This window comes from Sphaerisporangium rubeum, from assembly GCF_014207705.1.
GTDB classification, from domain to species: domain Bacteria; phylum Actinomycetota; class Actinomycetes; order Streptosporangiales; family Streptosporangiaceae; genus Sphaerisporangium; species Sphaerisporangium rubeum.
Genome location: NZ_JACHIU010000001.1, coordinates 1,236,644 through 1,262,990, shown reverse-complemented (window position 1 = coordinate 1,262,990; position 26,347 = coordinate 1,236,644). Strand labels below are relative to the sequence as shown.

Annotated in this window: 29 protein-coding genes, 1 tRNA gene and 1 pseudogene; 9 read left to right on the top strand and 22 right to left on the bottom strand. The window is 71.8% G+C overall.

Translation table 11 applies throughout. The features are described from left to right. Positions 1-81 precede the first annotated feature (81 nt). A complete protein-coding gene (locus BJ992_RS05330; RefSeq protein ID WP_184978815.1) occupies positions 82-696 on the bottom strand; it encodes a dihydrofolate reductase family protein in 615 nt (204 codons plus the stop codon). Positions 697-818: 122 nt separating this feature from the next. Here BJ992_RS05330 and BJ992_RS05325 point away from each other — a divergent pair, with 122 nt between their 5' ends. Beyond that, the gene (locus BJ992_RS05325) at positions 819-1,679 is read left to right on the top strand and encodes a LysR substrate-binding domain-containing protein (RefSeq protein WP_184978814.1); all 861 of its coding nucleotides are present in this window, start codon (positions 819-821) and stop codon (positions 1,677-1,679) included. Positions 1,680-1,707: 28 nt separating this feature from the next. Here BJ992_RS05325 and BJ992_RS34140 read toward each other — a convergent pair whose 3' ends face one another. The 13 genes from BJ992_RS34140 to selA all read right to left on the bottom strand — a co-directional run bounded on the left by BJ992_RS34140 (position 1,708) and on the right by selA (position 11,761). Continuing rightward, on the bottom strand, positions 1,708-2,691 hold the full coding sequence (locus BJ992_RS34140) for a DUF4872 domain-containing protein (protein WP_184978813.1): 984 nt from the start codon (positions 2,689-2,691) through the stop codon (positions 1,708-1,710). 85 nt (positions 2,692-2,776) lie between these two features. After that, positions 2,777-4,030 (bottom strand): SGNH/GDSL hydrolase family protein, encoded by a 1,254-nt coding sequence (locus BJ992_RS05315; RefSeq protein WP_184978812.1) that lies wholly within the window; start codon positions 4,028-4,030, stop codon positions 2,777-2,779. 159 nt (positions 4,031-4,189) lie between these two features. Beyond that, entirely contained in the window at positions 4,190-4,702 is a 513-nt protein-coding gene (locus BJ992_RS05310; RefSeq protein ID WP_184978811.1) for a hypothetical protein, read from the bottom strand. Between the two features lie 33 nt (positions 4,703-4,735). Next, positions 4,736-5,239, bottom strand: coding sequence for a MauE/DoxX family redox-associated membrane protein (locus BJ992_RS05305; RefSeq protein WP_184978810.1), 504 nt, complete (start codon positions 5,237-5,239; stop codon positions 4,736-4,738). Between the two features lie 3 nt (positions 5,240-5,242). Further along, positions 5,243-5,671, bottom strand: coding sequence for a hypothetical protein (locus BJ992_RS05300; RefSeq protein WP_184978809.1), 429 nt, complete (start codon positions 5,669-5,671; stop codon positions 5,243-5,245). Positions 5,672-5,803: 132 nt separating this feature from the next. Next, on the bottom strand, positions 5,804-5,965 hold the full coding sequence (locus BJ992_RS05295; RefSeq protein ID WP_184978808.1) for a hypothetical protein: 162 nt from the start codon (positions 5,963-5,965) through the stop codon (positions 5,804-5,806). Positions 5,966-5,968: 3 nt separating this feature from the next. Beyond that, on the bottom strand, positions 5,969-6,490 hold the full coding sequence (locus tag BJ992_RS05290) for a hypothetical protein (protein WP_184978807.1): 522 nt from the start codon (positions 6,488-6,490) through the stop codon (positions 5,969-5,971). Between the two features lie 4 nt (positions 6,491-6,494). Further along, entirely contained in the window at positions 6,495-7,004 is a 510-nt protein-coding gene (locus tag BJ992_RS05285) for a hypothetical protein (protein ID WP_184978806.1), read from the bottom strand. A gap of 5 nt (positions 7,005-7,009) precedes the next feature. Next, entirely contained in the window at positions 7,010-7,678 is a 669-nt protein-coding gene (locus tag BJ992_RS05280; RefSeq protein WP_184978805.1) for a hypothetical protein, read from the bottom strand. Between the two features lie 98 nt (positions 7,679-7,776). Beyond that, complete coding sequence (locus BJ992_RS05275; RefSeq protein ID WP_184978804.1) at positions 7,777-8,526, bottom strand: AfsR/SARP family transcriptional regulator; 750 nt, start codon at positions 8,524-8,526, stop codon at positions 7,777-7,779. Between the two features lie 74 nt (positions 8,527-8,600). Beyond that, positions 8,601-8,694, bottom strand: a tRNA-Sec gene (locus tag BJ992_RS05270). A gap of 89 nt (positions 8,695-8,783) precedes the next feature. Beyond that, positions 8,784-10,484, bottom strand: coding sequence for a SelB domain-containing protein (locus BJ992_RS05265; protein WP_184978803.1), 1,701 nt, complete (start codon positions 10,482-10,484; stop codon positions 8,784-8,786). Then, the gene (gene selA, locus BJ992_RS05260) at positions 10,475-11,761 is read right to left on the bottom strand and encodes an L-seryl-tRNA(Sec) selenium transferase (RefSeq protein WP_184978802.1); all 1,287 of its coding nucleotides are present in this window, start codon (positions 11,759-11,761) and stop codon (positions 10,475-10,477) included. Before selA ends, BJ992_RS05265 begins: the two co-directional genes overlap by 10 nt. Positions 11,762-11,808: 47 nt before the next feature. Here selA and selD point away from each other — a divergent pair, with 47 nt between their 5' ends. Further along, complete coding sequence (gene selD / locus BJ992_RS05255) at positions 11,809-12,795, top strand: selenide, water dikinase SelD (protein WP_221474697.1); 987 nt, start codon at positions 11,809-11,811, stop codon at positions 12,793-12,795. 55 nt (positions 12,796-12,850) lie between these two features. Next, positions 12,851-13,744, top strand: a complete 894-nt coding sequence (locus BJ992_RS05250) for an aminoglycoside phosphotransferase family protein (RefSeq protein WP_184987620.1) — start codon at positions 12,851-12,853, stop codon at positions 13,742-13,744. Positions 13,745-13,749: 5 nt separating this feature from the next. Here the strand turns inward: BJ992_RS05250 and BJ992_RS05245 are convergent, their stop codons facing one another. From BJ992_RS05245 to BJ992_RS05225, 5 genes are all read right to left on the bottom strand, one after another. Further along, a complete protein-coding gene (locus tag BJ992_RS05245; protein WP_184978801.1) occupies positions 13,750-14,610 on the bottom strand; it encodes a cytochrome c biogenesis CcdA family protein in 861 nt (286 codons plus the stop codon). 98 nt (positions 14,611-14,708) lie between these two features. Beyond that, positions 14,709-15,242, bottom strand: a complete 534-nt coding sequence (locus BJ992_RS05240) for a redoxin domain-containing protein (protein ID WP_184978800.1) — start codon at positions 15,240-15,242, stop codon at positions 14,709-14,711. A gap of 106 nt (positions 15,243-15,348) precedes the next feature. Beyond that, positions 15,349-16,188 (bottom strand): ABC transporter permease, encoded by an 840-nt coding sequence (locus BJ992_RS05235; protein ID WP_184978799.1) that lies wholly within the window; start codon positions 16,186-16,188, stop codon positions 15,349-15,351. Continuing rightward, positions 16,185-17,093, bottom strand: a complete 909-nt coding sequence (locus tag BJ992_RS05230) for an ABC transporter ATP-binding protein (protein ID WP_184978798.1) — start codon at positions 17,091-17,093, stop codon at positions 16,185-16,187. Before BJ992_RS05230 ends, BJ992_RS05235 begins: the two co-directional genes overlap by 4 nt. Before the next feature lie 160 nt (positions 17,094-17,253). Beyond that, entirely contained in the window at positions 17,254-17,847 is a 594-nt protein-coding gene (locus BJ992_RS05225; protein WP_184978797.1) for a dihydrofolate reductase family protein, read from the bottom strand. Positions 17,848-18,199: 352 nt separating this feature from the next. On the opposite strand from BJ992_RS05225, the gene BJ992_RS05220 reads away from it, so the two are divergent. The 4 genes from BJ992_RS05220 (at position 18,200) to BJ992_RS05205 (ending at position 23,027) form a co-directional block, all read left to right on the top strand. Next, positions 18,200-19,420: a glycoside hydrolase family 16 protein gene (locus BJ992_RS05220; RefSeq protein WP_184978796.1), complete on the top strand. Its 1,221-nt coding sequence runs from the start codon at positions 18,200-18,202 to the stop codon at positions 19,418-19,420. 152 nt (positions 19,421-19,572) lie between these two features. Next, on the top strand, positions 19,573-19,935 hold the full coding sequence (locus tag BJ992_RS05215) for a YciI family protein (protein WP_184978795.1): 363 nt from the start codon (positions 19,573-19,575) through the stop codon (positions 19,933-19,935). Next, positions 19,932-21,191: a DUF6596 domain-containing protein gene (locus tag BJ992_RS05210; protein WP_184978794.1), complete on the top strand. Its 1,260-nt coding sequence runs from the start codon at positions 19,932-19,934 to the stop codon at positions 21,189-21,191. Before BJ992_RS05215 ends, BJ992_RS05210 begins: the two co-directional genes overlap by 4 nt. Before the next feature lie 42 nt (positions 21,192-21,233). Further along, positions 21,234-23,027, top strand: a complete 1,794-nt coding sequence (locus BJ992_RS05205; protein ID WP_184978793.1) for a BTAD domain-containing putative transcriptional regulator — start codon at positions 21,234-21,236, stop codon at positions 23,025-23,027. Between the two features lie 7 nt (positions 23,028-23,034). Here the strand turns inward: BJ992_RS05205 and BJ992_RS05200 are convergent, their stop codons facing one another. Further along, positions 23,035-23,967 (bottom strand): NmrA family NAD(P)-binding protein, encoded by a 933-nt coding sequence (locus BJ992_RS05200; RefSeq protein ID WP_184978792.1) that lies wholly within the window; start codon positions 23,965-23,967, stop codon positions 23,035-23,037. Positions 23,968-24,056: 89 nt separating this feature from the next. On the opposite strand from BJ992_RS05200, the pseudogene BJ992_RS34505 reads away from it, so the two are divergent. Beyond that, a pseudogene (locus tag BJ992_RS34505) lies at positions 24,057-24,530 on the top strand (nucleoside hydrolase); the annotation flags it as partial. Between the two features lie 88 nt (positions 24,531-24,618). Next, positions 24,619-24,930 carry a nucleoside hydrolase gene (locus BJ992_RS05190; protein WP_184978791.1) on the top strand — a complete coding sequence of 104 codons (312 nt, stop codon included), beginning with the start codon at positions 24,619-24,621 and terminating at the stop codon, positions 24,928-24,930. 44 nt (positions 24,931-24,974) lie between these two features. Here the strand turns inward: BJ992_RS05190 and BJ992_RS05185 are convergent, their stop codons facing one another. Together BJ992_RS05185 and BJ992_RS33635 are read right to left on the bottom strand one after the other, a co-directional pair. Continuing rightward, positions 24,975-26,114 carry an LLM class flavin-dependent oxidoreductase gene (locus tag BJ992_RS05185; protein ID WP_184978790.1) on the bottom strand — a complete coding sequence of 380 codons (1,140 nt, stop codon included), beginning with the start codon at positions 26,112-26,114 and terminating at the stop codon, positions 24,975-24,977. Beyond that, positions 26,114-26,236 (bottom strand): hypothetical protein, encoded by a 123-nt coding sequence (locus tag BJ992_RS33635; RefSeq protein ID WP_281390305.1) that lies wholly within the window; start codon positions 26,234-26,236, stop codon positions 26,114-26,116. The genes BJ992_RS05185 and BJ992_RS33635 overlap by 1 nt, the downstream gene beginning before the upstream one ends. Positions 26,237-26,347: the final 111 nt, after the last annotated feature.

Here is a 26,347-nt window from a genome sequence, read left to right as displayed (position 1 = left end):
GGCAGAATTCTTGCGACGGTCAACAGAGTGCACGACGTCGACCGCCAACCAGGTGGGGAGGCCGACGACGGACCGGCGGGGTCAGCGCACCACGCGGTACGTCAGGTGGGTGACGGCTTTCGCGGCTCGGGACTCGATCTGTTGGAGGTTCAGTGGTGGGACGCCGTCGAACAGGCGGGTGCCGGTGCCGAGGGTGAACGGCACGATGTGGAGGCGTAGTTCGTCGATCAGGCCCGCCGCGAGGTACTGGTTGACGGTGGTGGCGCCGCCGAGGATCGAGACGTCGTGGTCACCGGCCGCTTCGCGTGCGCGCTTCAAGGCGGCTTCGATGCCGTCGGTGACGAAGTGGAACGTGGTGCCGCCGTCCATCGGCTGCGGGTCGCGCGGGTGGTGGGTGAGCACGAAGACGGGGGTGTGGAACGGCGGGTTGTCGCCCCACCAGCCGTTCCATCGTCGGTCCCACTCGCCGCGCACCGGGCCGAACATGTTGCGGCCGATGACGAACGCGCCGGCCGCCGTCGTACGGTCGACCTCGGCGCGGTTCTCCTCGTCGGTGAACCAGCCGTGCAGCCTGCTGCCCCAGCCGTCGCCGCCGTCGCCGCCGAACGGCCGCTGCTCGGTCTGGTCGAGCCCGGCGGAGCAGCCGTCGGCCGAGATCGACAGGTCACAGACCACCTTACTCAGGCGATCGGTCATCTTTCTGCGCTCCTTGTGGATCCGCCGTCCGGCGGGGGCCTCGTGTGGATCACCAGCATGGTGCGGACTTGTCATGACGTCCAATGCCATTCCTCTGGATGATTCATTGATAATCTTGATGTGTGCTGAACCTGGTCCACTTGAAGGTCCTGGCGGCGGTGGCCCGGCACGGGTCGGTGACCGAAGCGGCGAGAGAGCTGCACTACTCCCAGCCGTCGGTGAGTCATCACCTGTCCCGTCTGGAGGCGGCCACCGGTGTGAAGCTCATCCAGCGGGTCAGTCGCGGGATCCGGCTGACGCCGGAGGGCCGGTTGCTGGCCGATCGGGCCGCCGAGATCCTCGGACGGGTCGACGCGGCGGCCAACGAGCTGGCGGCGCACATCGGGCTGCGGTCCGGACGGGTGCGGCTGGCGGCCAACTCGTCGGTGCTGAGCACGATCGTGCCGAAGGCCGCCGCCTCCCTGGCCCGGATGTATCCGGGACTGGAGCTGAGCCTGTTCGAGCAGCATCCCGTGGAGGCGTTGCGCATGCTGCGGCATGGCGAGATCGACATCGCGCTCGTCTTCCGCCACGCCGACGGCCCGTTCGAGGAGGACGGACTGCGTCTCGTCCACATCGGTGACGACCCGATCTACCTCATCAGCCGGCAACCTGACGACAGTCTCGCGAACCACCGCCACTCCCCCTGGATCGGCGGTTGCGGCCGGTGCCGGGACGAACTGGAGGCCGTGTGCCTGCGCGAGGGCTTCACCCCTCGCATCGCCTCGCACAGCGACGACATGGTCGTCGTGCAAGCCCTCGTCGCCGCCGGCATCGGCGTCACGATCCTGCCCGGCCTCGCGCTCCGGGCCCATCGCCGGCCCGACATCCACGCCACCGAGGTGCCGCGTTTCCGCCGCCAGATCCACGCCGCCACGTACGGCGACCCACCCGACCCACCGGCCATCGCCGCCGTGCTGGCCGCACTCGCCGACGGCGCCTAGTCCGCGACCTGTCCAGGCGCCGCGGCACTCACAGCCGGCGCAGCGCCTGCATGGCGTCCGTCTCGACGCGGGAGAGCTCGTGGAGGAGGACGCCGGCCTGGTCCAGATGTCCGGGGTCGCCGGTCTCGCCGGCCTTCGTGATGAGGGTGGCCACGTCCGTCCACAGGGTGGCGGCCTCGGTGTACAGCTTGTGGCCGGTACGCAGGTGGGTGTCGTCGACCAGGTCGGCGCACTCGCCGAGGAAGTCGCGGTAGAGGTTGCGGAACAAGGCGCCGCCGGTGCCGGCCTTCTCCATGAGGAGTGCGGCCTGCGGCAGGTCGTGTCGCGGGTCGGCGACACGCGACAGCCACGTGGGGACCAGTTTCGCGGCTTTGCCGATGTCGCGGTGGCCGAGGTTGGCGATGGGTGGGGTGAGGAAGGCGTCCGCGCAGGCTCTGATGGCGGGGACGACCCGGGTCCGCCAGTGGAGCTCGTGCTCCGGCAGGGTGATGGTGAAGGACCGGTTCCTCGCGGTCATGGGGCCGCGTTCGGCGCGTGCCGCGGCCAGGCTCGCTCTGCTGGTGCGCACCGCTCCTCCCTGCTGAGCGGTGTCCACCAGGTGGACGTCGTGGTCGTCGTAGCCGTACATGGCGACGACATGTCCCCCGAAGTGCACCTTCGACCCGAAGTACTCCAGGTGGTGGCTGTCGAGCTGGAGGCCGACGGGACGGCCGGCGTCGACGACGGCGGCGACGTCGTCCCACGCCTTGCGGGGTGAGGTGGTCTCCGCCACGTGGAGGGTCAGTCCGAGCCTCGCGGCCAGGTTCCTGGTGAGCTCGAAGGGCTTGACCCGTCCCCCGAGGAAGGGGAACGGCATGCTCTTGCTGTCCCAGTAGACGAAGGACAGGCCGGAACCGAGCCCGAACAGCATGGGCTCGGACAGGTCGAGTCCTTCGTGCCGCAGCAGCACTCCGAGCGCCGTCGTCTCGCAGTGCTGCGTGCCGCGAGCCTCGACGTCCTTGACGATGGTCACGCGTCGCCCTCCTCACCGGCCCTGCGGACCATGTCTCGGCATCGGTGAGGTCTGGCCGCCTTTCCTCCATTATCCGCCGGTGTGGTCAGGAGATGGTGAGGGTGCCGCCTGAGCCTCGGGTGCAGGTGACGGTGGTGCGAGGGCCGGCGGTCAGTGCGGCGGTGAGGCACTGGCCGAGGACGGCGTGGCCGGCGGCGTTGGGGTGCCAGGACTCCTGGCAGGTCTGGAAGTAGGTGATGCAGGTGTTGGCCATGCGCTGGATGGCGATTTTGTCGCGGCCGGAGAGGCTGGTGACGAAGGTGCCGGAGGGGCCGTCCTGGACGCGCAGCGGGGTGGCGAGCGTGCCGTCGGGGCTGCCGGGGTTCTCGCAGAGGCGTGCGCCGTCGAAGGCTCGTTGGACGTCGAGGACGCGGAGGTCGGCGGTGGGTCGTTCGGCGGCGAGGGTGGTGTAGGTGTTCTTGACGAGGGTGGCGAGGTTCTGGGAGAAGACGTGGCCGGGGGCGAGGCTGGCGCGGTGGATGGGGCAGCCGGCGGCGTAGCGTTCGGCGCCTAAGGCGCGGAACTTGTCGCGGGTGTCGGTGCGGTCGTCCTCGTCGCGGTACTGCGGGGCCACGTCCAGCGGCAGGGGGTTGGTGTAGGTCTGCAGGACCACGCGGTGGTCGCCGTCGGCGTCGACCTGAGCGAGGGTGTCGAGGATCTGGCGTACGGCGGCGGTGGTCTCCGCGGTGGCGGCGGCGACCTCGGCGTCGGTGGCGAGGTCGGAGACGGTGCACGGTTCCTGCGGCACCTCGCCGTTGAGGTAGGCCCAGAACTCCCACCAGCCGGTCCAGGCGTCGGCGATGAAGCGGTTGGCGCACAGCGAGGCCACGTCGCCGAAGGTGAACTGGCTGTTGTTGGAGCCGAGACCGATGAGGACGACGTCGATGTCGTGGGTCTGCGCGACGGCGCGTAACTGGTCGAGCTGCGAGGCGACCGAACGGCCGCCGGCGCGTGCGCTCGACGGGCTCGCGACGTCGGCGGGCCTGCCGCCGGAGCACGCGAGGTTGAAGCGGGCCTGGATGCCGGGGAGTGACGCCTTGAACAGGGAGGCGTTCGCCGAGCGGTGACAGAAGTAGGCGTTGCTGTTGGCCGCGGACCAGCCGGGGAAGCTCTGCGCGGTCCCCGAGGTGTCGGTGACCGGCTGGTAGTCGCCGGCGCCTTCTCCGCTGATGAAGCTGTCGCCGAGCGCGACGGCGGCGGTGGGGAGGGCCGCCTGTGCCGCTCCGCTGTGGATGACCTGGATGCCGGCCGCACCGGCAAGGAGCGCGGCCATGGCGACCGCACGCCGGAGACCCTTCACGCCGTCCTCATTTCCTACTTTGCCAGCATGAAATAACGGGCTTATGGATCTCACCACGCCGTGCGGACGGCGTCAAGATCTCCGTCAGGCCGCTTCACCCTAAGAGATCGCGGATTGTGCGGATCGTCAAGGGTGCGTCTGGTCTCCGGTGGGGACCGGTCAGTCCCCTTCGGACGCCTGGGCCGTCGCGGCGTCGGCGACGGCCGAGAGGTCCTCGATCGTGTCAGGAGCACTGACGACGACGAGGAACCTCTCCGTGTACGAGGCGATCTCCACCTTGCCGTCGTGGCGGGCCACGTGCTGGGGGCCGGGTTCGCTGGACACCTTGCCCACCGCGCCGCATTCGGCGTAGAAGCGCTTGAACGCCTGGACCGGGTCCACACCGGACACCACCAGTTCGTGGAGCGAGGCGCCGCCGGCGGAGGTGAACAGCCGCAGACGTACCGTGGCCTGCTCCGGTGCGATGACGCGCTTGCCGCACGGGATGAACGCCTCGTCCAGCGCGGACCAGCGGACCGAGTCGGTCACGGTGGCCCGCCACGGGCCCCCCGGCACCTTGGCCGGGTCGAGCAGGACCTCGGCAGGGGACGCCGCGGGGGTGGCCGCACCCGCGGCGCAGGACGACAGGGCCAGCACGGCGCAGGCCAGGGGAATCAACGTCCAACGCGTCATCTCGAACCTTTCGCCGGTGCTGGATGGACGGTCCTAGTACTGTCCCCGGCCACCTGAGGTTCCCGTGAGCTCGGCCACCCGTGTCGCGACGACCACCAGCAGCGCCGCGAAGGCGGCAGGCGCGACATGGAGAAGGCGCGTGACCGGTTCCTGCGGCGGCGGGACGGCGCAGGCCGCCGCGCTCGCCGCCGCCAGCAGCACACCGAAGGCGATCTTCACCGGTGACACGCGGCTCACCTCGTCGAGGCAGCCGCACGGCACCCGTCCCCGCACGCGGAGCAGCACGGTGAGGTACACGGCGAGCGCGGCGTGCCACACCGCCGCCGGCACCCAGACGTACCAGGTCCGGCCGCCGGCGACCCACGTCAGGACGGCCGCGGCGCCGATCAGCGGCTCGGCCACCACGGCGCACCGGATGACCCACGGCGGCAGCAGCCCGTGCCCGCGGAGGATCGCGTCCCCGCGGGCACGGCGCCGCAGACCGGCCACCACCAGGAGCACGGCTCCCGCCAGGGCCAGGTCGGCGATGAGGATCATCGGTCAGCCACCCAGCAGGACGACGAGCAGGGCCAGCAGGAATCCGGCCGCGCAGATCCGCCCCACCCAGGCGAGCCGGCGGAGCAGGACGCGATCCCAGCCCTCGGGGTCCCCGCTGAACGAGCGGGTGACAGGCATCAGCACCCGGCCGAGACCGAAGCCGAGCCCGGCGAGCACCCCGGGAAGCAGACCGCCGATCAGCACGATCACCAGCACCAGCGCGTGCGGCAGCGCCGTCGGGGAGAAGGTGCGCACCCCGGTGCCCATCTCGAAGCCGAACTGGAACGGCCCTTCGAACCGGCTACGCGGGATGATCTCCTGCGGGACGAGCCTGCGGTTCTGGATGAGTTGCAACGGCCGGCCCGCGAGCTCGAACACCATGATGACCGCGACGAGCGGCACGAGAACCCAGAACCGCCCGATCTCGGGCACCACTGAAACGAGGCCTCCGAAGGCCCCGACGATCGTCCCCGAGACCAGCCCGCCTACGACGAGACCGGTCGAGAACGCCGTCACCTGTCCCCGCCAGACCGACGAGGTGAGCAGATCCGCCGAGTTGAGGCTTCAAACGGATCCCGACAGGGAGAACCCCGCGGTGATCCCCATCAGCGTCCAGGCGAGCAGGTCGAAACGGCCCGTCAGGACCTGGTCCGTCGCGGTGAGCGCGAGCGCCGCGAGGAGCAGGAGGACGGCCACCCGTGGAGCGGTGAGTGCGCGTGTGCTCATCGGTCAGGGGTTCGCCCGTGAGCAGATGTAGAACGTGGTGCCGGCCCCGTACACCGTGAAGGTGCCGTCGGCGCAGCGGTACGGCGTGCCGCTGTAGGTCCAGCGCCATGCGTTCTTCTTGGTGGCGCTGCCTTCGCCGCAGGCCTTGACGGGGGTGTAGTACGAGTAGGAGTTGCCGTCGGTGCGGAACCAGCCGTCGCTGCCGCAGTAGCCGCTGGAGTACGGCGCGCCGACGCAGGCGGTCTGGGTGGTGCCGTCCTTGTAGCCGGTCCAGTTGTTGTACCCAGGGTCGCCGCAGTTGCCGTACTCGTTCCCCACGGTCGCCGAGGCACCCTTGAGCCGTGCCGGAGGCAGGGCCCCGACGACGTTCAGCGCGAGCGCGCCGCCGAGCACGCCGACCGATTTGAACATCGTGCGGCGGGACACCTTCGGCCACGCCGCGCGCCGCGGCCCCGGGGACGACGGGGTGTCGTCGTCCTCCGCCGACGGCACGTCGGACCAGTAGTCGATCGAGTTGATGGTCATGCGTTCACCTCACGTTCGGGACGTTCGACGATTCGGTCACGCCGAGGAGCCGCTCCAGGTCCCCGTCGGACCCGACGACGCGGCGCCATTCCTCGGTGCCGTCGGCGGCGTACTTCACCAGCGACGGGGTGGCGCCGACGGCGACGGCGCCGAGCAGCTCGGCGTCGGCGACGACGGTGATGTGGTCGGCGCCGTGGACCCACCGCGCGCCGGCGTCGGTCGAGCCGAGCAGCGTCAGGTGGCCCTGGAGGAGGCCGGGTGGGATGACGGCCAGGTGCGCGGCGCGTTCACGGCAGCTCAGGCACTGCTCGGTCACGACCAGGACGTACGTCGGCCGCTCGTCGGGTGACTGGAAGCGCGCGATCCTGCGTACGGCCGGGGTCGCGGGGACGGGGGTGGCGAGCACCGCCTGCCGTAGTTCCCGCACGGTACGCAGCAGTGCGGAGATGGCGAACAGCGCGATGACCATGCCGAGGAACGCGAACACGGCCAGGGAGTTGACGACGTTCTGCATGGCCGTCAGTTGAGCTTGAACTTGATGGAGTCGGCGACGGCCGCGAAGCCCGGGTCGTCGGCCCGCCGTGCGACGAGGGTGGCGGTCGTCGTCTCGTTGACGATGATGGCCGACCGCAGGACCTTGCCGTCCGCGCGCCGCTCGTCGAGCTTCCACAGCGAGCCGCCGCGCACCCGCTTGCCGGTGCCGCCAGGCGCCGGCAGGTCGGCCACGGGGTTCACCTGGACCGAGCACACGTCTCGTAGCGTGTTGAACGCGAGCAGGTTGGTGAGCCGCGTGGCCGAGCCGGGCCGAGGCGCGAGGACGACCCCGTCAGGAGCGTCGTCGATCTCGAAGCCGGAGAGCAGGCCCATGAACGCCTCGAAGGCGACGTTCACGCCGGGGACGTAGGTGTAGATCTCGTGGTGCGGGCCGATCCACAGCATCGTGGTCCCGCCGTTCGCGGGGTCCTCGTGCGACACCAGCCGGGCTCCGTTCCAGGAGACCTCGCGCACGGTGAACCGGTCGTACTCGCCGAGCTGGCGCGAGATGAGTTCCCGCGCTCCGGCGGCCGCGGTGTGGAAGCGGAAGTTGCCGTCCGCGCCGTAGGCCCAGACCATGTAGCTCCAGCCCATGGTGAACGGCTGGGGGCTGTCGACCATCAGGGTGCGGCCGTCGGGGGTTCGTGCCGGCATGGCATCACTCCTAGTGATTCGTGGGTTCCCGCCTCAGCGTCATCGATCGATCCCCACGATCACCACACAGCCGCCATACGGCCGCCACATCGCCGGTTCTACAGGCTCTGGTCCTCCATCAGGATCCGGTCGTACAGGGTCGTCAGCGTCTGGGACGGCCCGACGCCGATCCGTTCGACCATCGCGGCCCGGCATTCGTGGTAGGCGAGCAGCGCGTCGGCCCGCCGGCCGCTCTTGTGCAGCGCCAGCATCAGCTGAGCGCGCAGGTCCTCCCGCAGCGGGGCCCAGGTGACGGCGAGCCGTAACTGGTCGATGGCCTCCTCGTACGCGCCGAGCCGCACGCATCCGGCCGCGTAGTCGCTCACCGCCGCCATGCGGCGCTCGTTGAGCTGGAGCGCGGCGTTCCGCAGCGCTTCGGAGCTGTCGGCGAGGTCCTGCAGCGCCGAGCCGCGCCACAGCACCAGCGCGTCCCTGAGCGTACGCACGGCCGCCGCGTCGTCACGCGCGCTCGCGGCCATCGCGGCTTCCGACCGTTTGGACTCGAACGCCGACAGGTCGAGGCGGTCGGCGACGTCCGTCACCCGGTACCCACCCGGCACGGTCTCGATGGCCACGCCGGAGCAGGTGAGGCCTTTGCGGAGGTCCGCGACGTACGTCTGCAGGTTCCTGCGTGCCGACGCCGGGGCCTGTTCCCCCCAGAGGGTGGCGATGCAGCGGTCGGTCGAGACCGCGTGCGGCGCGTCGAGCAGCAGGAGTGCGAGCAGTTGACGGTGCTTGATCCTGGTGACGGCGAGGAGCCCGCCGTCCGGCCGATGGATCTCGAAGTGCCCGAGCAGGAGAAATCTCATGCGAATTCCAGCCGACCTCACGAGTTGGTTGGCGAACAACCTCATGTCAAGGGGATCGGTGCTCACGACAGGCAGCGGAGACGGACGGGAATCGAACCCGCCGCGCCGAGATCCTCGGCGCCACCGGTTTTGAAGACCAGGAGGGCCACCAGGCACCTGGACGTCTCCACCGGCAAGGTACCAAGATCTTGATCTTTTTTCACTTATTGAATTTCATAGCACTCTGTGAAATATGCCTTGAACGGCATCCTCAAGACCTATGACGGTATTTCCCGGAGCGACGTGTCCGTCCGCCTCGTGACCCCCACCCGGTCGAGGTGTTCGAGCAGCGGGATGACCACCCGGCGGGACGTGCCGAGCGCGACCCGCGCGTCCGCCGCCGTGAACGGCTGAGGCAGCCGCGCGAGCACACCGGCCGCCGCCTCCACCGCGCCGGGTGGCAGCACGACACCGGGGGCCAGGCGCACCAGTGCTCCGGCCGCCTCCGCCGCCGCCAGGGCCCGCGCGTCCAGGCCGAGCGCCGCGAGCCGGTCGGCGTCCGGCGCGGCGAACGGCTCGGCGGCCCAGCCCCGCCGCAGCTCGCCGATCCCCGGAGCGAGCGCCGGCGGCGCGGCCGTCAGCCGGCCGCGTACCCGCCGCAGCGTGGTCCCCTCGGCCAGCGCGCGCACCAGCGCGAGGTCCGGCAGGCCGAGCGCCTGCCGGACCTCCTCCACGGCCATCCCCGGGTCCGCCGGGTCGCGCGCGGTGCGCGCGGTCACGATCTCCACGAGCCGTACCCGCAGCGCCTCCCAGTGCGCCGGATCGGCCACCCACTCCCCCGCGACGGGTTCGATCGTCACCGGAGCCCCCATGGCGGCCAGCTCGCCGCGCCTGGCGAGACCCCGCCGCCGCAGCTCGGCCGTACCGTCGGGGGCCCCGCGCAGGCCGGCCAGCTCGGCGGCGCGGGCCTTCGCGGCTCCTCTGCGGCGCAGCTCGGGGGGCCGTACGTCGAGCACGTCCGCACGCCACACGCGGCGGCTGCCGGGATCGCGGAGCAGCGCGCGGTCGCCGGCGCGCAGCGGCAGCCTCCTGGCCGGCGTCACGCGTGCGGTGTCGTCGCCGAGCGGACGCAGCCGCGCGGGTTCCGCCGCGGTCCCGATGTGCCAGATGACGTGCTCAGGCGGCCGGTCCTCGCCGGTGAACCGGATGTCGGCCACCGTCACGTCGAGCCACTTCCCCGGTGCCACCAGCGCGTCCCCCCGGCGGGGCCGGTCGCCGCCGCGCAGGTTCACCGCGACCCTGGCGGGGCCGGTGACCTCGTCGCGAGCGCGCTGGAGGCTGTGCAGGCCGCGGACGCGCACGTCGCCGCTCCCCAGGCGGAGCCGGTCACCGGTCCTGATCGTCCCCGCGCCGAGCGTCCCGGTGACGACGGTCCCGCGTCCCTCGACGGTGAAGACCCGGTCGATCCAGAGGCGCACGTCCGCCTCCGGCGCGGGCTCCGGTGGCGCGAGCGCCGTCAGCGCCGCGCGCAGCTCGGGGAGGCCCTGGCCGGTGACCGCGCTGACCGCGACCACCGGCACGTCCGCCAGGCCGGTGCCGGCGAGCCGTTCGCGGCAGTCCGCCATGGCCGGCGCGGGGTCGGCGAGGTCGGCGCGGGTGACCGCGAGCACACCGCACGAGATGCCGAGCGCGTCGATGATGTCAAGGTGCTCCTCGGACTGCACGGCCCACCCCGCGTCGGCGGCCACCACGAACAGCACCGCAGGCGCGGGGCCGACGCCGGCGAGCATGTTGGCGACGAACCGCTCGTGGCCCGGCACGTCCACGAAGGCGAGCCCGCCGGTCCACACGAAGCCGAGGTCGATGGTCAGCCCGCGGCGGCGTTCCTCCTCCCAGCGGTCGGGCTCCATGCCGGTCAGCGCGCGCAGCAGGGACGACTTGCCGTGGTCGACGTGGCCCGCCGTCGCGATCACGAGCACGCGGCCACCACCGCGGCGAGCAGGTCCTCGTCCTGTTGCGGCGCGACGGCCCGCAGGTCGAGCAGGCAGCGTCCGCCTTCGACTCTGCCTGCCACCGACGGCGACCCGAGGCGCAGCGGCCCGGCCAGGGCCCCGTCCACGGCGACCGCCGCGCTCGGCAGCTCGACGCCTGGCGCGCCGCCGCCGCCGACCGCGGCCCCGGTGTCCACGGCCTCGGCCTTCACCCCGGCCGCGGCGAGCCGTACGACCAGCGCGCCGGCGCGGCGGCGCAACTGCGCGGGGTCGGCGCGCAGCGCGTCACGTGTGGGGTTGGCGGTGTGGACGAGTGTGGCGGTCAAGGCGGCCAGGGTCAGTTTGTCGACGCGCAGCGCGCGGGCCACCGGATGCCTGCGCACGGTCTCCACCGGTCCGGCGCGGCCGAGCAGCAGGCCGCACTGGGGGCCGCCGAGCAGTTTGTCGCCGCTGGCCGTGACCAGGTCGGCGCCGGCGCGCAGCCACGTCGCCGCGTCCGGCTCGTCCGGCAGGAGCGGCTCAGGCGCGAGCAGCCCCGAGCCGATGTCGCCGACCAGCGGGACGCCGAGACCCGCCAGCTCGCCGACGGACGGTGTGGCGGCGAATCCCTCGATCCGGTAGTTCGAGGGATGGACCTTCAGCACGAACCCGGTACGCGGGCCGATCGCGGCGGCGTAGTCGGCCACCGACGTCCGGTTGGTGGTGCCGACCTCGCGCAGCCGTGCGCCGGTGGACTCCAGCAGCTCCGGCAGGCGGAAGCCGTCGCCGATCTCGACCAGTTCGCCGCGGCTGATGACGATCTCGCGGTCCCGGGCCAGCGCGGTCGCGGCCAGCACCAGCGCGGCGGCGTTGTTGTTGACCACGTGCACCGCCTCGGCGTCCGGTACGGCGTGCGCGAGCGCCGCGAGCGCGGCCCCGCCGCGCCTGCCCCGGCGGCCGGTGCCGACGTCGAACTCGACGTCGGTGGTGCCGCCGGCGACGCGGATCGCGTCGAGCGCGGCCGTGGACAGCGGCGCGCGGCCGAGGTTGGTGTGCAGGAGCACACCGGTGGCGTTGATCACCTGGCGTGGCGCGTCACCCGGCAGCGCGCGCAGCGTCTCGTCGCGGACGTCGGAGGGTCTTATCTCGCCGTTCCTGGCTTTTCGCTGCGCGGCGTTGACGGCCGCCTTCACCCGGTCCCTCCCCATCCGCAGGACGAACGGCGCGAGGCGGGGGTCGTCCAGCACGGCATCGGTCCGTGGAATCTGCCGACGATGATCAGTCACGATTTATCGGGATATCGCAATCGCGGTGAGCGCGCAATGATTCGATCATGCTGAGGTTGACTCAATACGCTCAAGGCGGCGGCTGCGCGTGCAAGATCCCCCCGGGGGAACTGGAGGACGTCCTCGCCGGCATGGGGCTCACCACCCCGGACGACCCGTCAGGTGAGTTGCTCGTCGGGCTCGACACCGGGGACGACGCCGCCGTGGTCCGCATCGAGCGCGGCACGGCCGTGGTGAGCACCGCCGACTTCTTCACCCCCGTGGTGGACGACCCGTACGACTGGGGACGCATCGCCGCCGCCAACGCGCTCTCCGACGTGTACGCCATGGGTGGCCGTCCCCTGATGGCACTCAACCTGCTGTGCTGGCCCCGCGAGACCCTGCCGTACGACCTGGCCCGCGAGGTCCTGCGCGGCGGCGCCGAGGTGGCCGCGCTCGCCGGCTGCCACGTCGCCGGCGGCCACAGCGTCACCGACCAGGAGCCGAAGTACGGCATGGCCGTCACCGGCCTCGCCGACCCCGCGAAGCTCATGCGCAACGACGCCGGCCGTCCCGGCCTCCCGCTGTCGGTGACCAAGCCCCTCGGCCTCGGCGTCCTCAACAACCGGCACAAGGCGACCGGCGAGGTCTTCCCCGAGGCCGTCGCGACCATGACCCGTCTCAACGCCGACGCCGCCGAAGCCGCGGTGACCGCCGGCGTCCGCTGCGCCACCGACGTCACCGGCTTCGGCCTCCTCGGCCACCTGTTCAAACTGGCCCGCGCCTCCGGCGTCACCGCCGTGCTCGACCCCTCCGCCGTCCCCCTGCTCGACGGCGCACGCGAAGCCGTCCGCGCCGGCTACGTCCCCGGCGGAACCCGCCGCAACCTCGACTGGGTCACCCCTCACCTCACCGGCGACGCCGACGAGGAGACGATGCTCCTGCTGGCCGACGCGCAGACCTCCGGCGGCCTGCTGATCGCCGGCGAGGTGCCGGGGGCCACGGTGATCGGCGAACTGACGGTGCGGGGAGAGCATGTGATCGTCGTCCGCTGAGCCGAAAAGACGTTGCGAGAGCGGACCGAGGCGCGGAACGCTCTTCGGCGTGGAGATGCACGCGGGCCAGTTGACCGTGACGGTGGAGACCGTGCGGGCTCTGGTCGACCAGCGGTTTCCCGAGTGGCGTGCGCTGCCGGTCCGGCGGGTCGCGGGGCCGGGGACGGTCAACGCCATCTTCCGTATCGGTGAGCGGTTCGCGGCACGGTTCCCGTTGCGGCCGGGGGACGCCGGTGAGACGCGGCGGCTGCTGGCGGCCGAGGCGGAGGCCGCGCGCGAGCTGGCGGCGTGCACGCGGTTCGCCACTCCTGAACCGGTCGCGCTCGGGGAGCCCGGTGCGGGGTATCCACTGCCGTGGGCCGTGCAGACGTGGCTGCCTGGTGTCGTCGCGGCCGACGAGGACCCCGGCGGATCGGTCGCGTTCGCTCACGACCTGGCCGGTCTCATCGGCGAGTTGCGTGCCGCCGGCACCGGTGGCCGTACGTTCGCCGGTACGGGCCGGGGAGGTGACCTGCGGTCCCATGACGCCTGGATGGAGACCTGCTTCGAGCGCAGCGAGCACCTGCTCGACGTACCCGCGCTGCGCCGCACGTGGCAAGCCCTGCGGGATGTGCCGCGCGCGGGGCCCGACGTGATGACGCACGGCGATCTGATCCCGGGGAACGTCCTCGTCTCCGGCGGCCGGCTGGCCGGCGTGCTCGACGGCGGCGGCTTCGGCCCGGCCGACCCGGCGCTCGACCTCGTGAGCGCGTGGCACCTGCTCGAGACCGGGCCGCGGCTCGAACTGCGCCGGCTACTGGGGTGCGGCGAGCACGAATGGCGGCGAGGCAAGGCGTGGGCCTTCGAACAGGCCATGGGTGCCGTCTGGTACTACGTCGACAGCAACCCGGCGATGAGCGGAATGGGACGGCGCACCCTGGAACGGATCGTGGCCGACGAGTCGTCCTGAGCCGGTCAGCCGGAGCCGGTCGTGCGGGAACGTCGGCGGCGGTGGGACTGCCAGAGCAAGGCGGCGGCGGTGAGGAGGACGGCGAAGGCCGCCGCTATGGCGGCGGGGCCGGTGTGGTCGAGGAGTTCGGACAGGCGGCGTTGTACGGACGTGGCGGTGGTGATCACGGGGTCGGTGGTGGTTGCGCCGTTGAAGAGACGGATCTCGTACCAGCCGTACCAGGCGACGTAGGCGCCGGCGAGGACGAGGAGCGCGCCGCCTAGGCGGGACAGCACGGGGGACGCGCGGCGCACGCGGCGCAGCAGGCCGTCGCGGGCCAGGGCCACGGCGAGCGCGGCCACGGCGACGGTCAGGCCCATGCCGGCGGCGTACGCCACGAAGAGGGCCACGCCGGAGACGAGGGAACCGGCGCGGAAGCTGGTCACGACGATGGCGAGGAACGGGCCCACGGTGCACGACAGGGACGCCACCGCGTACGACATGCCGAACAGCGCCATCGAGAGCGGGGAGGGGCCGACGGCCGGGCCGCGTGACACGAGCGTGCCGAGGCCGGGAAGGCGCCTGCCGGCCAGGAGCAGCATGCCGAGCACGGTCAGCAGGACGCCGACGACGATCGTGACCCACGGCAGGTGCCGCTGCACGGCGCCGGCGACCGGTGTCAGGACGAGGCCGAACACGCCGAACACCGCCACGAAACCGGCGGTCATCGCCGCGGTGGCGGCCAGCGCGCGGCCCACCGCCGCGCCGCGGCCGCCGTCCCCCGCCACCAGGAGCGACAGGTAGGCGGGGAGGAGCGCGAACCCGCAGGGGTTCACCGCGGCCACCGTCCCGGCGGCGACGGCGAGCGCCAGGGGTGCGTCCGGCATCTCAGCCCGCCGTCGGGCGGTGGACGATGTCCGGCATGCCGTGTGCCAGGCGGTGGACGGTGTCGCCGTGCGTCGGGCCGTGCGGAGCGTCCGGCATGTCAGCTCGCCAGCAGCTTGTCGAGAGTCCCAGGCAGGTCGGCGGGGTCGAGGTGGCCGCGTGCGGTGACCTTGCCGTCGGCGTCGAGGACGACGAAGGTGCTCTGCGCGGTCATGCCGAAGCGTTTCCACACCAGGCCCTGCTCGTCGGCGAGCTGGGGGAAGCCGGACAGTTTCGCCATGCGGACGAACTCGTGCATCGCCGGCACCTCGTCCAGGCCGGCCACGCCGACCACGTTGGCCTTGCCGGCGTAGCCGGCGGCCAGCGCGTTCACCTGTTTCGCCTGGCCGAGGCAGGTGGGACACCATGGGGCCCAGAACCACAGCACGGCGGGCCTGCCGGCGAGGCCGCGGCCCTCGAAGGTGCCGCCGTCGAGGGTCGCCACGCTGAAGTCGTACACACCTGTGCTCGCCGTCGCGGCCGGGGCCGGCGCGGCGTCACCCGCCGGGGCCGCGTCACGTGCCGGTGTGCCGCAGCCCGCGAGCCCCAGCGTTCCCGCCATGACGAGACCGGTCACCGCCAGCCGTGCTCTCATCGTCGGCTCCTCGTTGTCGGCGTGCGCCAGCCAGTCTCACCGGTGGACGGCCCGGTGGCCAGAGCGAGGACCGAGCCGTAAGGAACCGATAAGGGGTGGGACGGGGTCAGCCGATGCGCTGCAGTGCCTTCTCGCGGCGTTCGGCGACGCGGGAGCCGGACTCGCGGCGGGCCATGCGGCGCAGGACGACGGGGGCCAGGAGCAGGCCGATCACGGCCCAGGTGCCGAGGACCGCGATGGTCTCCAGGTGGCGCCAGGACTGGCCGACCTCGATGGCGACGGCGTCGGCGGGGAGCAGCGCGGAGCGCATGCCGAGGCCGAGCCAGTACATCGGGAAGGTCTGTGCGATCCATTGCAGCCACTGCGGCAGCGCCGTGATGGGGTAGAAGATGCCGGAGATGGCGATCAGGCCCAGGACCGGCAGGGTGAGCAGGCCCTGGCTGCGGACGCTGGCGAAGACCGAGCCGAGCACGGCGCCGAGCGGCAGGGTGGCGACCAGGCCGAGGGCCAGGACCCAGGCCAGGGTCAGCCAGGAGGCGAGGTCGCCGATCCTGAGTCCGGGGACGAGGAGCAGGCCGGGGACGAGGAGCAACGTGAGGTCGGCGACCAGGCCGAGGGACACTGAGATGATCTTGCCGACGAGGTAGCCGGTCATGCCGTCCGGTGTCGCCTTGGCGCGGAGCAGCGTGCCGTCCTCACGGTCGGCGGTGAGGTGCTGGCTCATCATCGTCATGGCCATGGCGGCGTTCATGCCGAGGATGCTCGGCATGGCCAGGGTGGCGAGCCCGAGACCGGTCTGGCCGAAGGTGGAGCCGCGCATGAAGAACAGGGTCACCAGCATCACGACGGGCCAGAAGAAGTGGTTGAACAGGTCGGCCGCGTTGGTGAACGACTGCCGCAGCTCGATCATGCCGCGGGACCAGCCGGCCCGCCATGCCATGGTCATCGGTCTCCGCCTTCGGTGTGGTCCGCGGACTCGGCCCTGCGCACCAGGGTGAGATAGGTGTCCTCAAGTGAGGCGCGGCGCACCTCGAGGTTCTCGATGGTCTCGCCGTACTGCTTGAACAGCTCGAAGACGAACCGGGTGGAGTCCGTGGCGGTGTGCCGGAAGCTCTGGCCGTCGCGGTCCCAGCGCACCTCGTCCTCCCCCGCGATCTTCCTGGCCAGCTCCGCCGCCGTGCCGTCGGCGACGATGCGGCCCCGGTCGAGCACCATGATGCGGTCGGCGAGCTTCTCGGCCTCGGCGAGATCGTGGGTGGTGAGCAGCACCGTGGTGCCTCCCTCGTCGACGAGCCCCTCGATGAGCTCGTGGAAGCCGTGCCGTGCCACCGGGTCGAGACCCGCCGTCGGCTCGTCGAGGAACACCAGCTCGGGACGGCCCACGAGCCCGATCGCCACGTCCAGCCGCCGGCGCTGGCCCCCGGACAGCGTCCTGACCTTGTGTCCCGCCTGCCGCGTGAGCCCGACGGCCTCGATGAGCAGGTCCACGTCCCACGGCCGCTGGACCGTCTCGGTGGAGTAGGCCACGTAGTACATGCCGAGGTGCCGCAGTAACTCACGCACCCGCCACTTGCCGTGGTCCCGCCACGACTGGAGCACGATCCCGACCCGTGCGCGCCACTGCTCCCCCGCACGCGCCGGATCGGTGCCGAGCACCTCGACCCGTCCCGCCGACCGTGTGCGGAACCCCTCAAGAATTTCGATCGTGGTGGTCTTCCCCGCGCCGTTCGGCCCGAGCAGGCACACCACCTCGCCTTGACGCGCCTGGAAGGTCACGTCACGCAGGACGTCGACGGGGCCGTACCGCATGCGCAGCCCTTCGACGTCGAGCACCACTTCGCCTGTGGCCATCTCTCGCCTTTCCTGTCACGACATCACGCGAAGCAACCGTAGTTGACAAGCTCGAAAATAGTCAACCTGAGTTGCTTAGCTGTGCATCGAGGAGCCGAGGACGCCGAAGGCCCAGGTCAGGAAGGTGTTTCCGACCCGGGCCTTCCGGACGGCGCCGATGTCACGCGCCGGCGACCCGGCGGTACACGCACGCGTTGACACCCTTTTCGCTGGTGGTCACCGAGACCAGCTCGAACGTGCGCAGGTCGCCACCCTCGGAGAAGATCTTCTTGCCGCCGCCGACGAGCACCGGCTCGATCGCCAGGCGCAGCTCGTCCACCAGGTCGGCCTCGACGAGAGCACGAGCGAGCGTCGCGCTGCCCATGACGAGCAGGTCTCCCCCGTCCTTCTCCTTCAGCTCGCGGATGCGGTCCAGGGCCTCACCGCCGGGGATGCGCGTGGTGTTCCACGTCATCTCGTCGTCGCTCAGGCTGTCGGACACGACGTACTTCTGGATGGCGTTCATACGGTCGGCGAACGGGTCGCCGGCCCGCGGCGGCCACGCCACCGACATGCCCTGCCAGGTGCGCCGGCCGTAGAGCAGGGCCTCGGCGGTGGCGAGCCCGCCGTCGAACAGGCCGCCGACCACCTCGTTGTCGAAGAACGGGATCGACCAGGCCCCGTTGGCGAAGCCGCCGTCGGTGTCCTCGTCCACCCCGCCGGGGGCCTGCACGACGCCGTCGAGGGTCATGAACTCAACGATCACGATCCGCATCTCACTCACTCCTTGGTGGTGGTCTCACTTGCCGATGTCCCAAAGGTAGCAGCCGACAAATTTATTTGTCAAGACGCTTTTTGTCGTCGGTGGAGAGGCGGACGTGGACGCGAGGCGGCACGTCGATCCGGCCGCGCTCACCGCCGTCCGCTCCGGTCTCGACTGAGCCATTAATTAGGAAAGCTTCCTATTGACAAGACTTGTGACCCCGGTGTTACATCCTCTTAATCCAGGCAGTGGACGAGCTTCCGGCAAGCACAGAAACAGGACCGGCACACCGTGTCCCGGCTGGTGAGGGTGCCGTGGTGGCCGGAGGGCCGTGCTGCGTGAGAGTCAGCGACCGGAGGTCCTCATGCGTAAACCCCGGCTTCTTCTCGTGGCGATGGCCATGGCCGTCGCGTTGTCCGGTGGGCTGGTGGCCGGCGGTGTGCCGGCGCGGGCCGCCATCGGGCCTGTGGTGTGGTCGGACGAGTTCAACGGCGCCTCGGGGGCGGCCGTCGACGGGTCGAAGTGGAAGTTCGACACCGGTGGCGGCGGGTGGGGCAACAACGAGCTGCAGTACTACACGAACTCCACGCGGAACGTGTACCAGGACGGCCAGGGCCACCTCGCGATCACGGCGCGGAAGGAGAACCCGTCCAACCTGCAGTGCCACTACGGCACATGCCAGTACACCTCAGGTCGCATCCTCACGGCGGACCGGTTCACGCAGGCGTACGGACGGTTCGAGGCGAGCATCAAGATCCCGCGGGGCCAGGGCATCTGGCCGGCGTTCTGGATGCTCGGCGGCGGCAACTGGCCGAACACCGGTGAGATCGACATCATGGAGAACGTCGGCAGCGCGCCGAACACCGTGTACGGCACGGTGCACGGACCCGGCTACTCCGGCGGCTCGGGGGTCGGCGGCAACCGCTCCATCGGCGCGCCGCTGGCGGACGCGTTCCACAACTACCGTGTCGACTGGTCCCCCAGCCTGATCGTCTGGTACCTCGACGGGTCGGAGTACTTCCGCGTGACCCCGGCGAACATCCGCGGCAACCAGTGGGTCTTCGACCACCCGTTCTTCATGATCCTCAACGTGGCGGTCGGCGGCAACTGGCCCGGCCCGCCGAACTCGAGCACGTCGTTCCCGCAGACCATGCTCGTCGACTACGTGCGCGTCTCGGCGTGGACGTCGGACGGCGGCGGTACCGGCACCGCGCTGCGCTCCAACCTCAACAACCGCTGCGTCGACATCCCCGCCGCCAATCCCGCCGACGGCGCGCGCCTGCAGATGTACGACTGCAACGGCACCGTCGCGCAGCAGTGGACGATCAACGGCGACGGCACGGTGCGCGCGATGGGCAAGTGTATGGACGCCGCGGCGGCGGGGACCGCCAACGGCACACCCATTCAGCTCTACACGTGCAACGGCACCAGCGCGCAACGCTTCACCCTCAGTGGCGCAGGCGACCTGGTCAATATCGCCGCCAACCGATGCGTGGACATCGCCGACCGCAACACCGCCAACGGGGCCCTGCTCCAGCTCTGGGACTGCACCGGCGGGCCCAACCAGAAGTGGACCCGCGCCTGATCCACGGTGCGCGCGAAGGCCGGCAGCCACCGCTGCCGGCCTTTCGCGCGGTCGTGCGGATTTTTCTGGTGAGATGTAGAGAACGGGTGGGCCGCTCCGACCGGGGGGTGACGGTGCGCCACCGGGGTGCGCTCGGGAAGGGAAGTGCCGAGATGAAGTACCTCCTGATGATCTACGGGAACCAGGAGAAGTGGGGCGAGGTGCCGCAGGAGACGTGGCCGGAGGAGATCGCCAAGCAGGACGCGTGGAACCGCAAGTACCAGGAGACCGGTGAGCTCATCGGCGCCTACGGCCTGGCGGACGCGGTGAACGCGCGGCTGGTGCGGCGCGAAGGCGGCGCGCCGGCCGTCACCGACGGGCCGTACCTGGAGACCAAGGAGTACGTCGCGAGCTTCTACCTGCTCGACGTCGAGAGCGAGGAGCGCGCGCTGGAGATGGCGGCGGACATGCCGTGGGCCGACCGCGACCCGGTCGAGTTGTGGCCGATCCTGCACGAGGCCCCGGCGGTCCCGTGAGCGACGGCGTCGAGGACCTGCTGCGTGAGCTCGCGCCGCAGGTCCTCGGGGCCCTGGCCCGCCGGTACGACCAGTTCGACGCGTGTGAGGACGCCACGCAGGAGGCACTGCTCGCCGCGGCGACCCGCTGGCCGGCGACGGGGTTGCCGGAGAACCCGCGTGGGTGGCTGCTGACCGTCGCCACGCGCCGGCTGCTCGACGAGTTCCGCAGCGACTCGGCGCGGCGCCGCAGAGAGACGGCCCTCCTCGCGGCCACCCCCCAGTCGGCGTTACTGGAGACACCCGCGGAGCCGGACGTCGGCGGCGACGAGACGCTGACCCTGCTGTTCCTGTGCTGCCACCCCTCGTTGTCCTCGCCGAGCCGGATCGCGCTGACGCTGCGCGCGGTCGGCGGCCTCACCACCGCGCAGATCGCGGCGGCCTTCATGGTGCCGGAGGCCACGATGGCGCAGCGGATCAGCCGGGCCAAGCAGACCATCAGGGCCGGCGGCGCCGCGTTCACGATGCCGGAGGCCGCCGAGCGAGGGGAACGCCTGCTCGCCGTGCTGCACGTGCTGTACCTGATCTTCAACGAGGGCTACACCGCCAGCACCGGCACCGATCTCACCGCGCCGCGCCTGTCGGACGAGGCGATCCGTCTCACCCGCCTGCTGCGCCGCCTGCTCCCCGGTGACGGCGAGGTGGCGGGCCTGCTGGCCCTGATGCTCCTCACCGACGCGCGCAGACCCGCGCGCACCGGCCGCGACGGCTCCCTGGTGCCGCTGGAGGAGCAGGACCGCGACCGGTGGGACCAGGCCCTCATCACCGAAGGCGTCACCCTCGTCACCGAGACCCTGCCGAAAGGAGCGGTCGGCCCCTACCAGTTGCAGGCCGCGATCGCCGCGGTCCACGACGAGGCCAAGGACGTGGACTCCACCGACTGGCCGCAGATCCTCGCCTTGTACGAGCTCCTGGAACACGCGGCCCCCGGCCCGATGGTCACCCTGAACCGCGCCGTCGCCGTCGCCAAGGTCCGCGGCCCCGCCGAGGGCCTGGCCCTGCTCGCCACCTTGGAGTCCGACCCCCGCATGGCACGCCACCACCGCCTGCTCGCCACCCGCGCCTTCCTGCTGGAACTGTCCGGCGACCCCGCGGCGGCCCCCACCTACCGCGAGGCCGCGCGCCGCGCCACCACCGTGCCGGAACAACGCCACCTCACTCTGCGCGCCACCCGCCTCGCGGCGGCCGACGACAAGGCGTCCGAGCGTGCCGGATGAATTCCAGCAGCTCATACGGTTGTGTACGACATGGGACAGAGCGTGCGTGATGCGGAGCTGAGGTTCGAGGTGCTCGGGCCGGTGCGCGCGTGGCGGGACGGCGCGGAGCTCGATCTCGGCGCGCCGCAGCGGCGTGCGCTGCTGGCCGCGTTGCTGCTGCACGGCGGCAGGCCCGTGCCGGGGGACGAGCTGGTGGACGCGATCTGGGGTGACGACCCGCCGCGGTCGGCCGCTCAGGTGATCAGGTCGCAGGTCTCGCGGTTGCGGCGCGTGCTCGACCCGGCGGGTGGCCGCGCGCCGGCCGTGATCGAGGCGGCCGGCGGGGGGTACGTGCTGCGGGCCCGCGGCGCGCAGATCGACCGGACGGTGTTCGAGGAACGACTGTCCGTGGCGCGGGACGCGCGGCGGGCCGGGGACGTGGCCGCGCAGTCCGCGGCGCTGCGTGAGGCGCTGGCGCTGTGGAGCGGCACGCCGCTGGCCGGGCTGCGGGGGGACCACGCCGAGGCGGAACGCACACGGCTGGTGGAACTGCGGTTGTCGGCGGCCGAGGATCTGTTCGCCGCCGACATCGACCTCGGACGGCACGTGGACGCGGCGGCGGGGCTGGCCGCGATGGCCGCCGAGCATCCGTACCGCGAACGGGTCCGTGAGCTGCTGATGCTGGCCCTGTACCGGTCCGGCAGGCAGGCGGAGGCTCTCGGGGTGTTCGACGAGACACGGCGGCTGCTGTCGCGGGAGCTCGGCCTGGACCCCGGTCCGGGGCTGCGTGAGATGCAGCGGCGGGTCCTCGCCGGGGACGCGGCGGCCGGCGAGCCGGTCGCGGTGGCCACCGGCGCCGGGTGCAGGCCCGCGCAGTTGCCGGCTGACCTGACGGACTTCGTGGGACGGGAGGACCTGCTGCGCCAGGTGGTGGCGGCGCTGACCGGCCCGGGTGTCCCGGTGGTCGGACTCACGGGTCTCGCCGGGGTGGGGAAGACGGCCACGGCGGTGCGGGCCGCGCACATGGCGGCGGACCTGTTCCCCGACGGCCGGTTCTTCGTGGAACTCGGGGACGGGCCGGAACCCGCCGAGGTGCTCGGCGGGTTGCTCGCGTCGTTCGGGGCCGCCGACGTGCCGGCCTCGGCGCGCGACCGGGTGGCGCTGTGGCGCAGCATGACGTCGGGCCGCAGGGTGCTCGTGGTCCTGGACGACGTGCGGACGGCCGAGCAGCTCAGGATGCTGCTGCCGGGAGCGGGGGCCGTGGTCCTCACCGCGAGGCGCCGGTGGTACGAGGTCGGCGGCGTCGACTGGCGCACCGTGGACGGCCTGACCGAAGCCGAGGGGCTGGCGTTGCTCGAACGGATCGCGGGGGCCGAGCGCGTCGCGGCCGAACCGGACGTGGCGCGCAGGCTGGTGACCAAGACGTCCGGCCAGCCGTTGCCGATCCGGCTGTTCGGGACCCGGCTGGTGGCCCGGCCGCAGTGGTCGCTCGCCGTGGCCGAGCGGCGCATCGGGCTGATCGAGCCGCGGCTTCCCGAGTGCACGGCGATCGACGTGCCGTACCTGTCGGTGTACGGCATGCTCACCGCCGCGCAGGCGCGCACGCTCCGGCTGACGGCGCTCGCGGGTGACCGGCCGGTGTCCCTCGCCGAAGCCGCCGCGCTGCTGGACCTGCCGCCGTCCGCGGCCGAGGACCTGCTCGAGGCCCTGGCCGACCTGCATCTGATCGAGATCGTCCGCCTCGGGACGTACCGCCTCCTTGATCCGGTGCGGATCTTCGGCGTCCGGCGGGCCCTCGCCGAGGACACCGCCGAGGACCGCGCGGCGGCCCTGGCCCGGCTCACCATGGCCGGCTGACCTCCCGTCAGGAGCCGAAGCGGTCCTTGTTGCGCGCCAGCCAGGCCGGGAAGTCCTCCAGGTCGGGGTCGAGCGCACGGATCGCGGCGAAGTCCCGCGCGGCGAGGATGGTCTGCTCCGCGAACTGGTAGTACCCGAAGGTGTTGGCGAACTCGTCCCCCGCGACCGCGCGGAAATCCGCGAGGGACTGGGGCCGGTAGGCCACCGGCTCGCCGAGCGCCTCGGTGAGGTGCGCGGCGATCTCCGCGCCGGTGAGGTGGTCGCCGGAGACGGCGACGGTCCGTCCGATCAGCTCGGGGTGCTTGAGAACGCCGTAGGCGACCCGGCCGATGTCCTCGGTGGCGATGCCGGCGATCCGGTGACCGGCCATCGGCAGGGTCACGGCGAGCGTGCCGTCGTCCTGGCGGACCGGGGCCATCGGGCCGAGGAGGTTCTCGAAGTAGAACGTCGTCTCGAGGAATGTCGTCGGCACCCCGGCGTCGGTGAAGAAGCCGTTCGCCTCGGCCTTCCCGTCGAAGTGCGGCGTGGTGTACCGGCCGGCCAGCACAGGCAGGCGGTCGTCGTCCAGCGGTATGTCCACCCGCGTGTCCGGCAAGGTGGACCACACGGCGTGCCGCACCCCGGCGTCCGCCGCGGCCCGCGCCAGCGCGCGTGCCTGCGCCTGCTCGCGCTCCACCGACAGGTGGGCCCAGAAGTCGGTGACGAAGAACGCGCCGTGCGCGCCGTCCAGCGCGGCACGCAGGCTGCCGGGGTCGTCCAGGTCGGCGGCCACGACCTGCGCACCGCGCGCCGCGAGCTCCCGCGCGGCCTCAGACCCGGGGTCGCGGGTGAGCGCTCGCACGGCGAACCCCGAGGCCGGGTCTCCGAGTACGGCGCGAGCCACGCCGCCACCCTGGCTTCCGGTGGCACCGACCACAGCGATGATCTTCTTGTCGGACACGGTCGTCTCTCCTGGTTCTCCGGACCTCCCCACGGCGGGGGGCCACAGGAGACAGGCAAGCACCGCGATGTTGTCAGGCCGCTGTCACGATGTTGCGCGGGCCGATTGACGATCTGTCCGGTGGGGCACCTCGCTCGGGTACGAGGCCCGCGCGACCGGCCACAAGAAGATGCGGAAGAGGCCGTATGACCGAGGTCAGGCGCGTCGTCGTCGACACCGACACCGGGATCGACGACGCGCACACCCTGCTCTACCTGGCCGGGAGGCCGGACGCCGAGATCGCCGCCGTCACGTCGGTGTTCGGCAACTGCGCCGAGGAGGACGCGGTGCGCAACATCGGGTACGTGACGGCGCTGCTCGGGCTGGACGTGCCGGTGGCACGCGGCGCCGCGGCGCCGCTGTCGGGGCCGCCGCTCATCGTGAGCACCGCGCACGGCCGGGACGGTCTCGGCGACCTCGGCCACGACCGTCCGCTGCCGGCCGTCACCGGTGAGAGCGCCGCCGGGCTGCTGGTGCGCCTCGGCCGGGAACAGCCCGGTGAGCTGGACCTGCTGGCGCTCGGGCCGCTGACCAACCTGGCCGAGGCGCTGCGCCTCGATCCGGAGCTGTTCACCCGCTACCGTCGGCGCGCTGCGCGCGGCCGGCACGCCGGTGAGCACGTTCGCCACCGAGATCCTCGACGCCTACCTGGACTTCTACCGGCACGAATGGGGCCGCGGGATCATCCCGCTGCACGACCCGCTGGCCGCCGGTGTGCTGCTGGACCCGTCGTTCGCCACGGCGTGGGTCGACGGGCCGGTGAACGTCGTCGGCCACCGGTTCACGAGCCGCGCGCGGCTGATGCGCACCCACGACGGGCTGCCGCCGGCGTTCCCCTCCACCCCGGCGCCACCCACCCGTGTCGTCACCGCGGTCGACGCACCACGTTTCGTCGCCGACTTCGTGGAGGTACTGAGCCGATGACCGATCCTGCCTGGGTCGTGCTCGGCATCGACGGCACGACCGGTTCAGGACGCCGCGAACGGCACGAGTGCCGGTCGTCGCGAGGTGGGGCGGGCCGGGTGGGCCCACAGGCCGCGTTCCTCCAGCAGGGGGAGCACACCTTCGCCGAACCAGTACGCCTCCTCCAGGTGGGGGTAGCCGGACAGGACGAATTCGGAGATGCCGAGCTCGTGGTACTCGGCGATGCGGTCGGCGACCTCCTCGTGGCTGCCGACCAGGGCCGTTCCCGCGCCGCCGCGCACCAGGCCGACGCCGGCCCACAGGTTGGGGGCGACCTCCAGGCCGTCGCGTGAGCCGCCGTGCAGGTCGAGCATGCGGCGCTGGCCCTCGGACTCGCTGCGGCGCAGGCCCGCCTGGACCTTCCGCACGGTGGCGGGGTCGATGCCGTCGAGCAGCTTGTCCGCCTGGGCCCAGGCCTCCTCGGAGGTGTCGCGGGTGATGACGTGCAGGCGGATGCCGAACCGCATGGCGCGGCCCTCGTCGGCGGCGAGGCCGAGGATCCACCTGATCTTCTCGGCGACCGCGTCCGGCGGCTCTCCCCAGGTCAGGTACACGTCGGTGTGCTTGGCCGCCACCGGGCCCGCCGCGGCCGAGGAGCCGCCGAAGTACAGCGGCGGCACCGGGTCGGGGAGCCGGGCCAGGCGTGCGTTCTCCACATGCACGTGCCTGCCTTCGTAGGTGACGGTCTCCCCCCGCCACAGGCCGCGGACGACGTGCAGGAACTCGGCGGTGCGCTCGTAGCGTTCGTCCTTGCCGAGGAAGTCGCCGTAGGCGCGCTGCTCGTGGGTCTCGCCGCCGGTGACGACGTTCAGCAGGAGCCTGCCTTCCGACTGCCACTGGTAGGTGGCGGCCATCTGCGCGGCCAGCGTGGGGCTGACGAAGCCGGGCCGGAACGCGACGAGGAACTTCAGCCGTTCTGTGGTGGACACCAGGAACGCCGTGGTGAGCCACGCGTCCTCGCACCAGGAGCCGGTGGGGGTGAGCGCGCCGTCGAAGCCGAGGTCCTCGGCGGCCTGCGCGATCTGGCCGAGGTAGCGGCGGGTCGGCGGACGGTCCCGGCCCGAGGCGCCGGCGGCGAGCCCGTGGCCGCCGCCGACGATGGTACGGCTGTCGCCGTTGGTCGGCAGGAACCAGTGGAACTTCATCAGATGACTCCGTGTCTCGGCGGACGGGTGCCGTTGAGCGTGTAGCTGCCGATGTGCTGGATCTTCCAGCGCACCGGGTCGTGCGGGGTGTGGGTCCGCTCGGAGCCGATCACGTGTGTCATCCCACCCCTGCGCGCTCACTAACCCACGTACACGGTAGGAAAACTCGGTTTTAGCTGTCAATCACCGGACGCCGCAACCCCAGAGGCGATACACATGCCCTGATCGGCGTT

Bases quoted from the DNA above. Each gene is read 5' to 3' on its own strand.
- BJ992_RS05280 (WP_184978805.1), bottom strand. From the start codon at position 7,678: ATGCCGGCACGAACCCCCGACGGCCGCACCCTGATGGTCGACAGCCCC.
- BJ992_RS05285 (WP_184978806.1), bottom strand. From the start codon at position 7,004: ATGCAGAACGTCGTCAACTCCCTGGCCGTGTTCGCGTTCCTCGGCATG.
- BJ992_RS05215 (WP_184978795.1), top strand. From the start codon at position 19,573: ATGAAGTACCTCCTGATGATCTACGGGAACCAGGAGAAGTGGGGCGAG.
- BJ992_RS05330 (WP_184978815.1), bottom strand. From the start codon at position 696: ATGACCGATCGCCTGAGTAAGGTGGTCTGTGACCTGTCGATCTCGGCC.
- BJ992_RS05220 (WP_184978796.1), top strand. From the start codon at position 18,200: ATGCGTAAACCCCGGCTTCTTCTCGTGGCGATGGCCATGGCCGTCGCG.
- BJ992_RS05240 (WP_184978800.1), bottom strand. From the start codon at position 15,242: ATGAGAGCACGGCTGGCGGTGACCGGTCTCGTCATGGCGGGAACGCTG.
- BJ992_RS33635 (WP_281390305.1), bottom strand. From the start codon at position 26,236: ATGACACACGTGATCGGCTCCGAGCGGACCCACACCCCGCACGACCCG.
- BJ992_RS05305 (WP_184978810.1), bottom strand. From the start codon at position 5,239: ATGATCCTCATCGCCGACCTGGCCCTGGCGGGAGCCGTGCTCCTGGTG.
- BJ992_RS05295 (WP_184978808.1), bottom strand. From the start codon at position 5,965: ATGAGCACACGCGCACTCACCGCTCCACGGGTGGCCGTCCTCCTGCTC.
- selD (WP_221474697.1), top strand. From the start codon at position 11,809: ATGCTGAGGTTGACTCAATACGCTCAAGGCGGCGGCTGCGCGTGCAAG.
- BJ992_RS05230 (WP_184978798.1), bottom strand. From the start codon at position 17,093: ATGGCCACAGGCGAAGTGGTGCTCGACGTCGAAGGGCTGCGCATGCGG.
- BJ992_RS05250 (WP_184987620.1), top strand. From the start codon at position 12,851: ATGCACGCGGGCCAGTTGACCGTGACGGTGGAGACCGTGCGGGCTCTG.
- BJ992_RS05245 (WP_184978801.1), bottom strand. From the start codon at position 14,610: ATGCCGGACGCACCCCTGGCGCTCGCCGTCGCCGCCGGGACGGTGGCC.
- BJ992_RS05290 (WP_184978807.1), bottom strand. From the start codon at position 6,490: ATGACCATCAACTCGATCGACTACTGGTCCGACGTGCCGTCGGCGGAG.
- BJ992_RS05185 (WP_184978790.1), bottom strand. From the start codon at position 26,114: ATGAAGTTCCACTGGTTCCTGCCGACCAACGGCGACAGCCGTACCATC.
- BJ992_RS05275 (WP_184978804.1), bottom strand. From the start codon at position 8,526: ATGAGATTTCTCCTGCTCGGGCACTTCGAGATCCATCGGCCGGACGGC.
- BJ992_RS05310 (WP_184978811.1), bottom strand. From the start codon at position 4,702: ATGACGCGTTGGACGTTGATTCCCCTGGCCTGCGCCGTGCTGGCCCTG.
- BJ992_RS05235 (WP_184978799.1), bottom strand. From the start codon at position 16,188: ATGACCATGGCATGGCGGGCCGGCTGGTCCCGCGGCATGATCGAGCTG.
- BJ992_RS05225 (WP_184978797.1), bottom strand. From the start codon at position 17,847: ATGCGGATCGTGATCGTTGAGTTCATGACCCTCGACGGCGTCGTGCAG.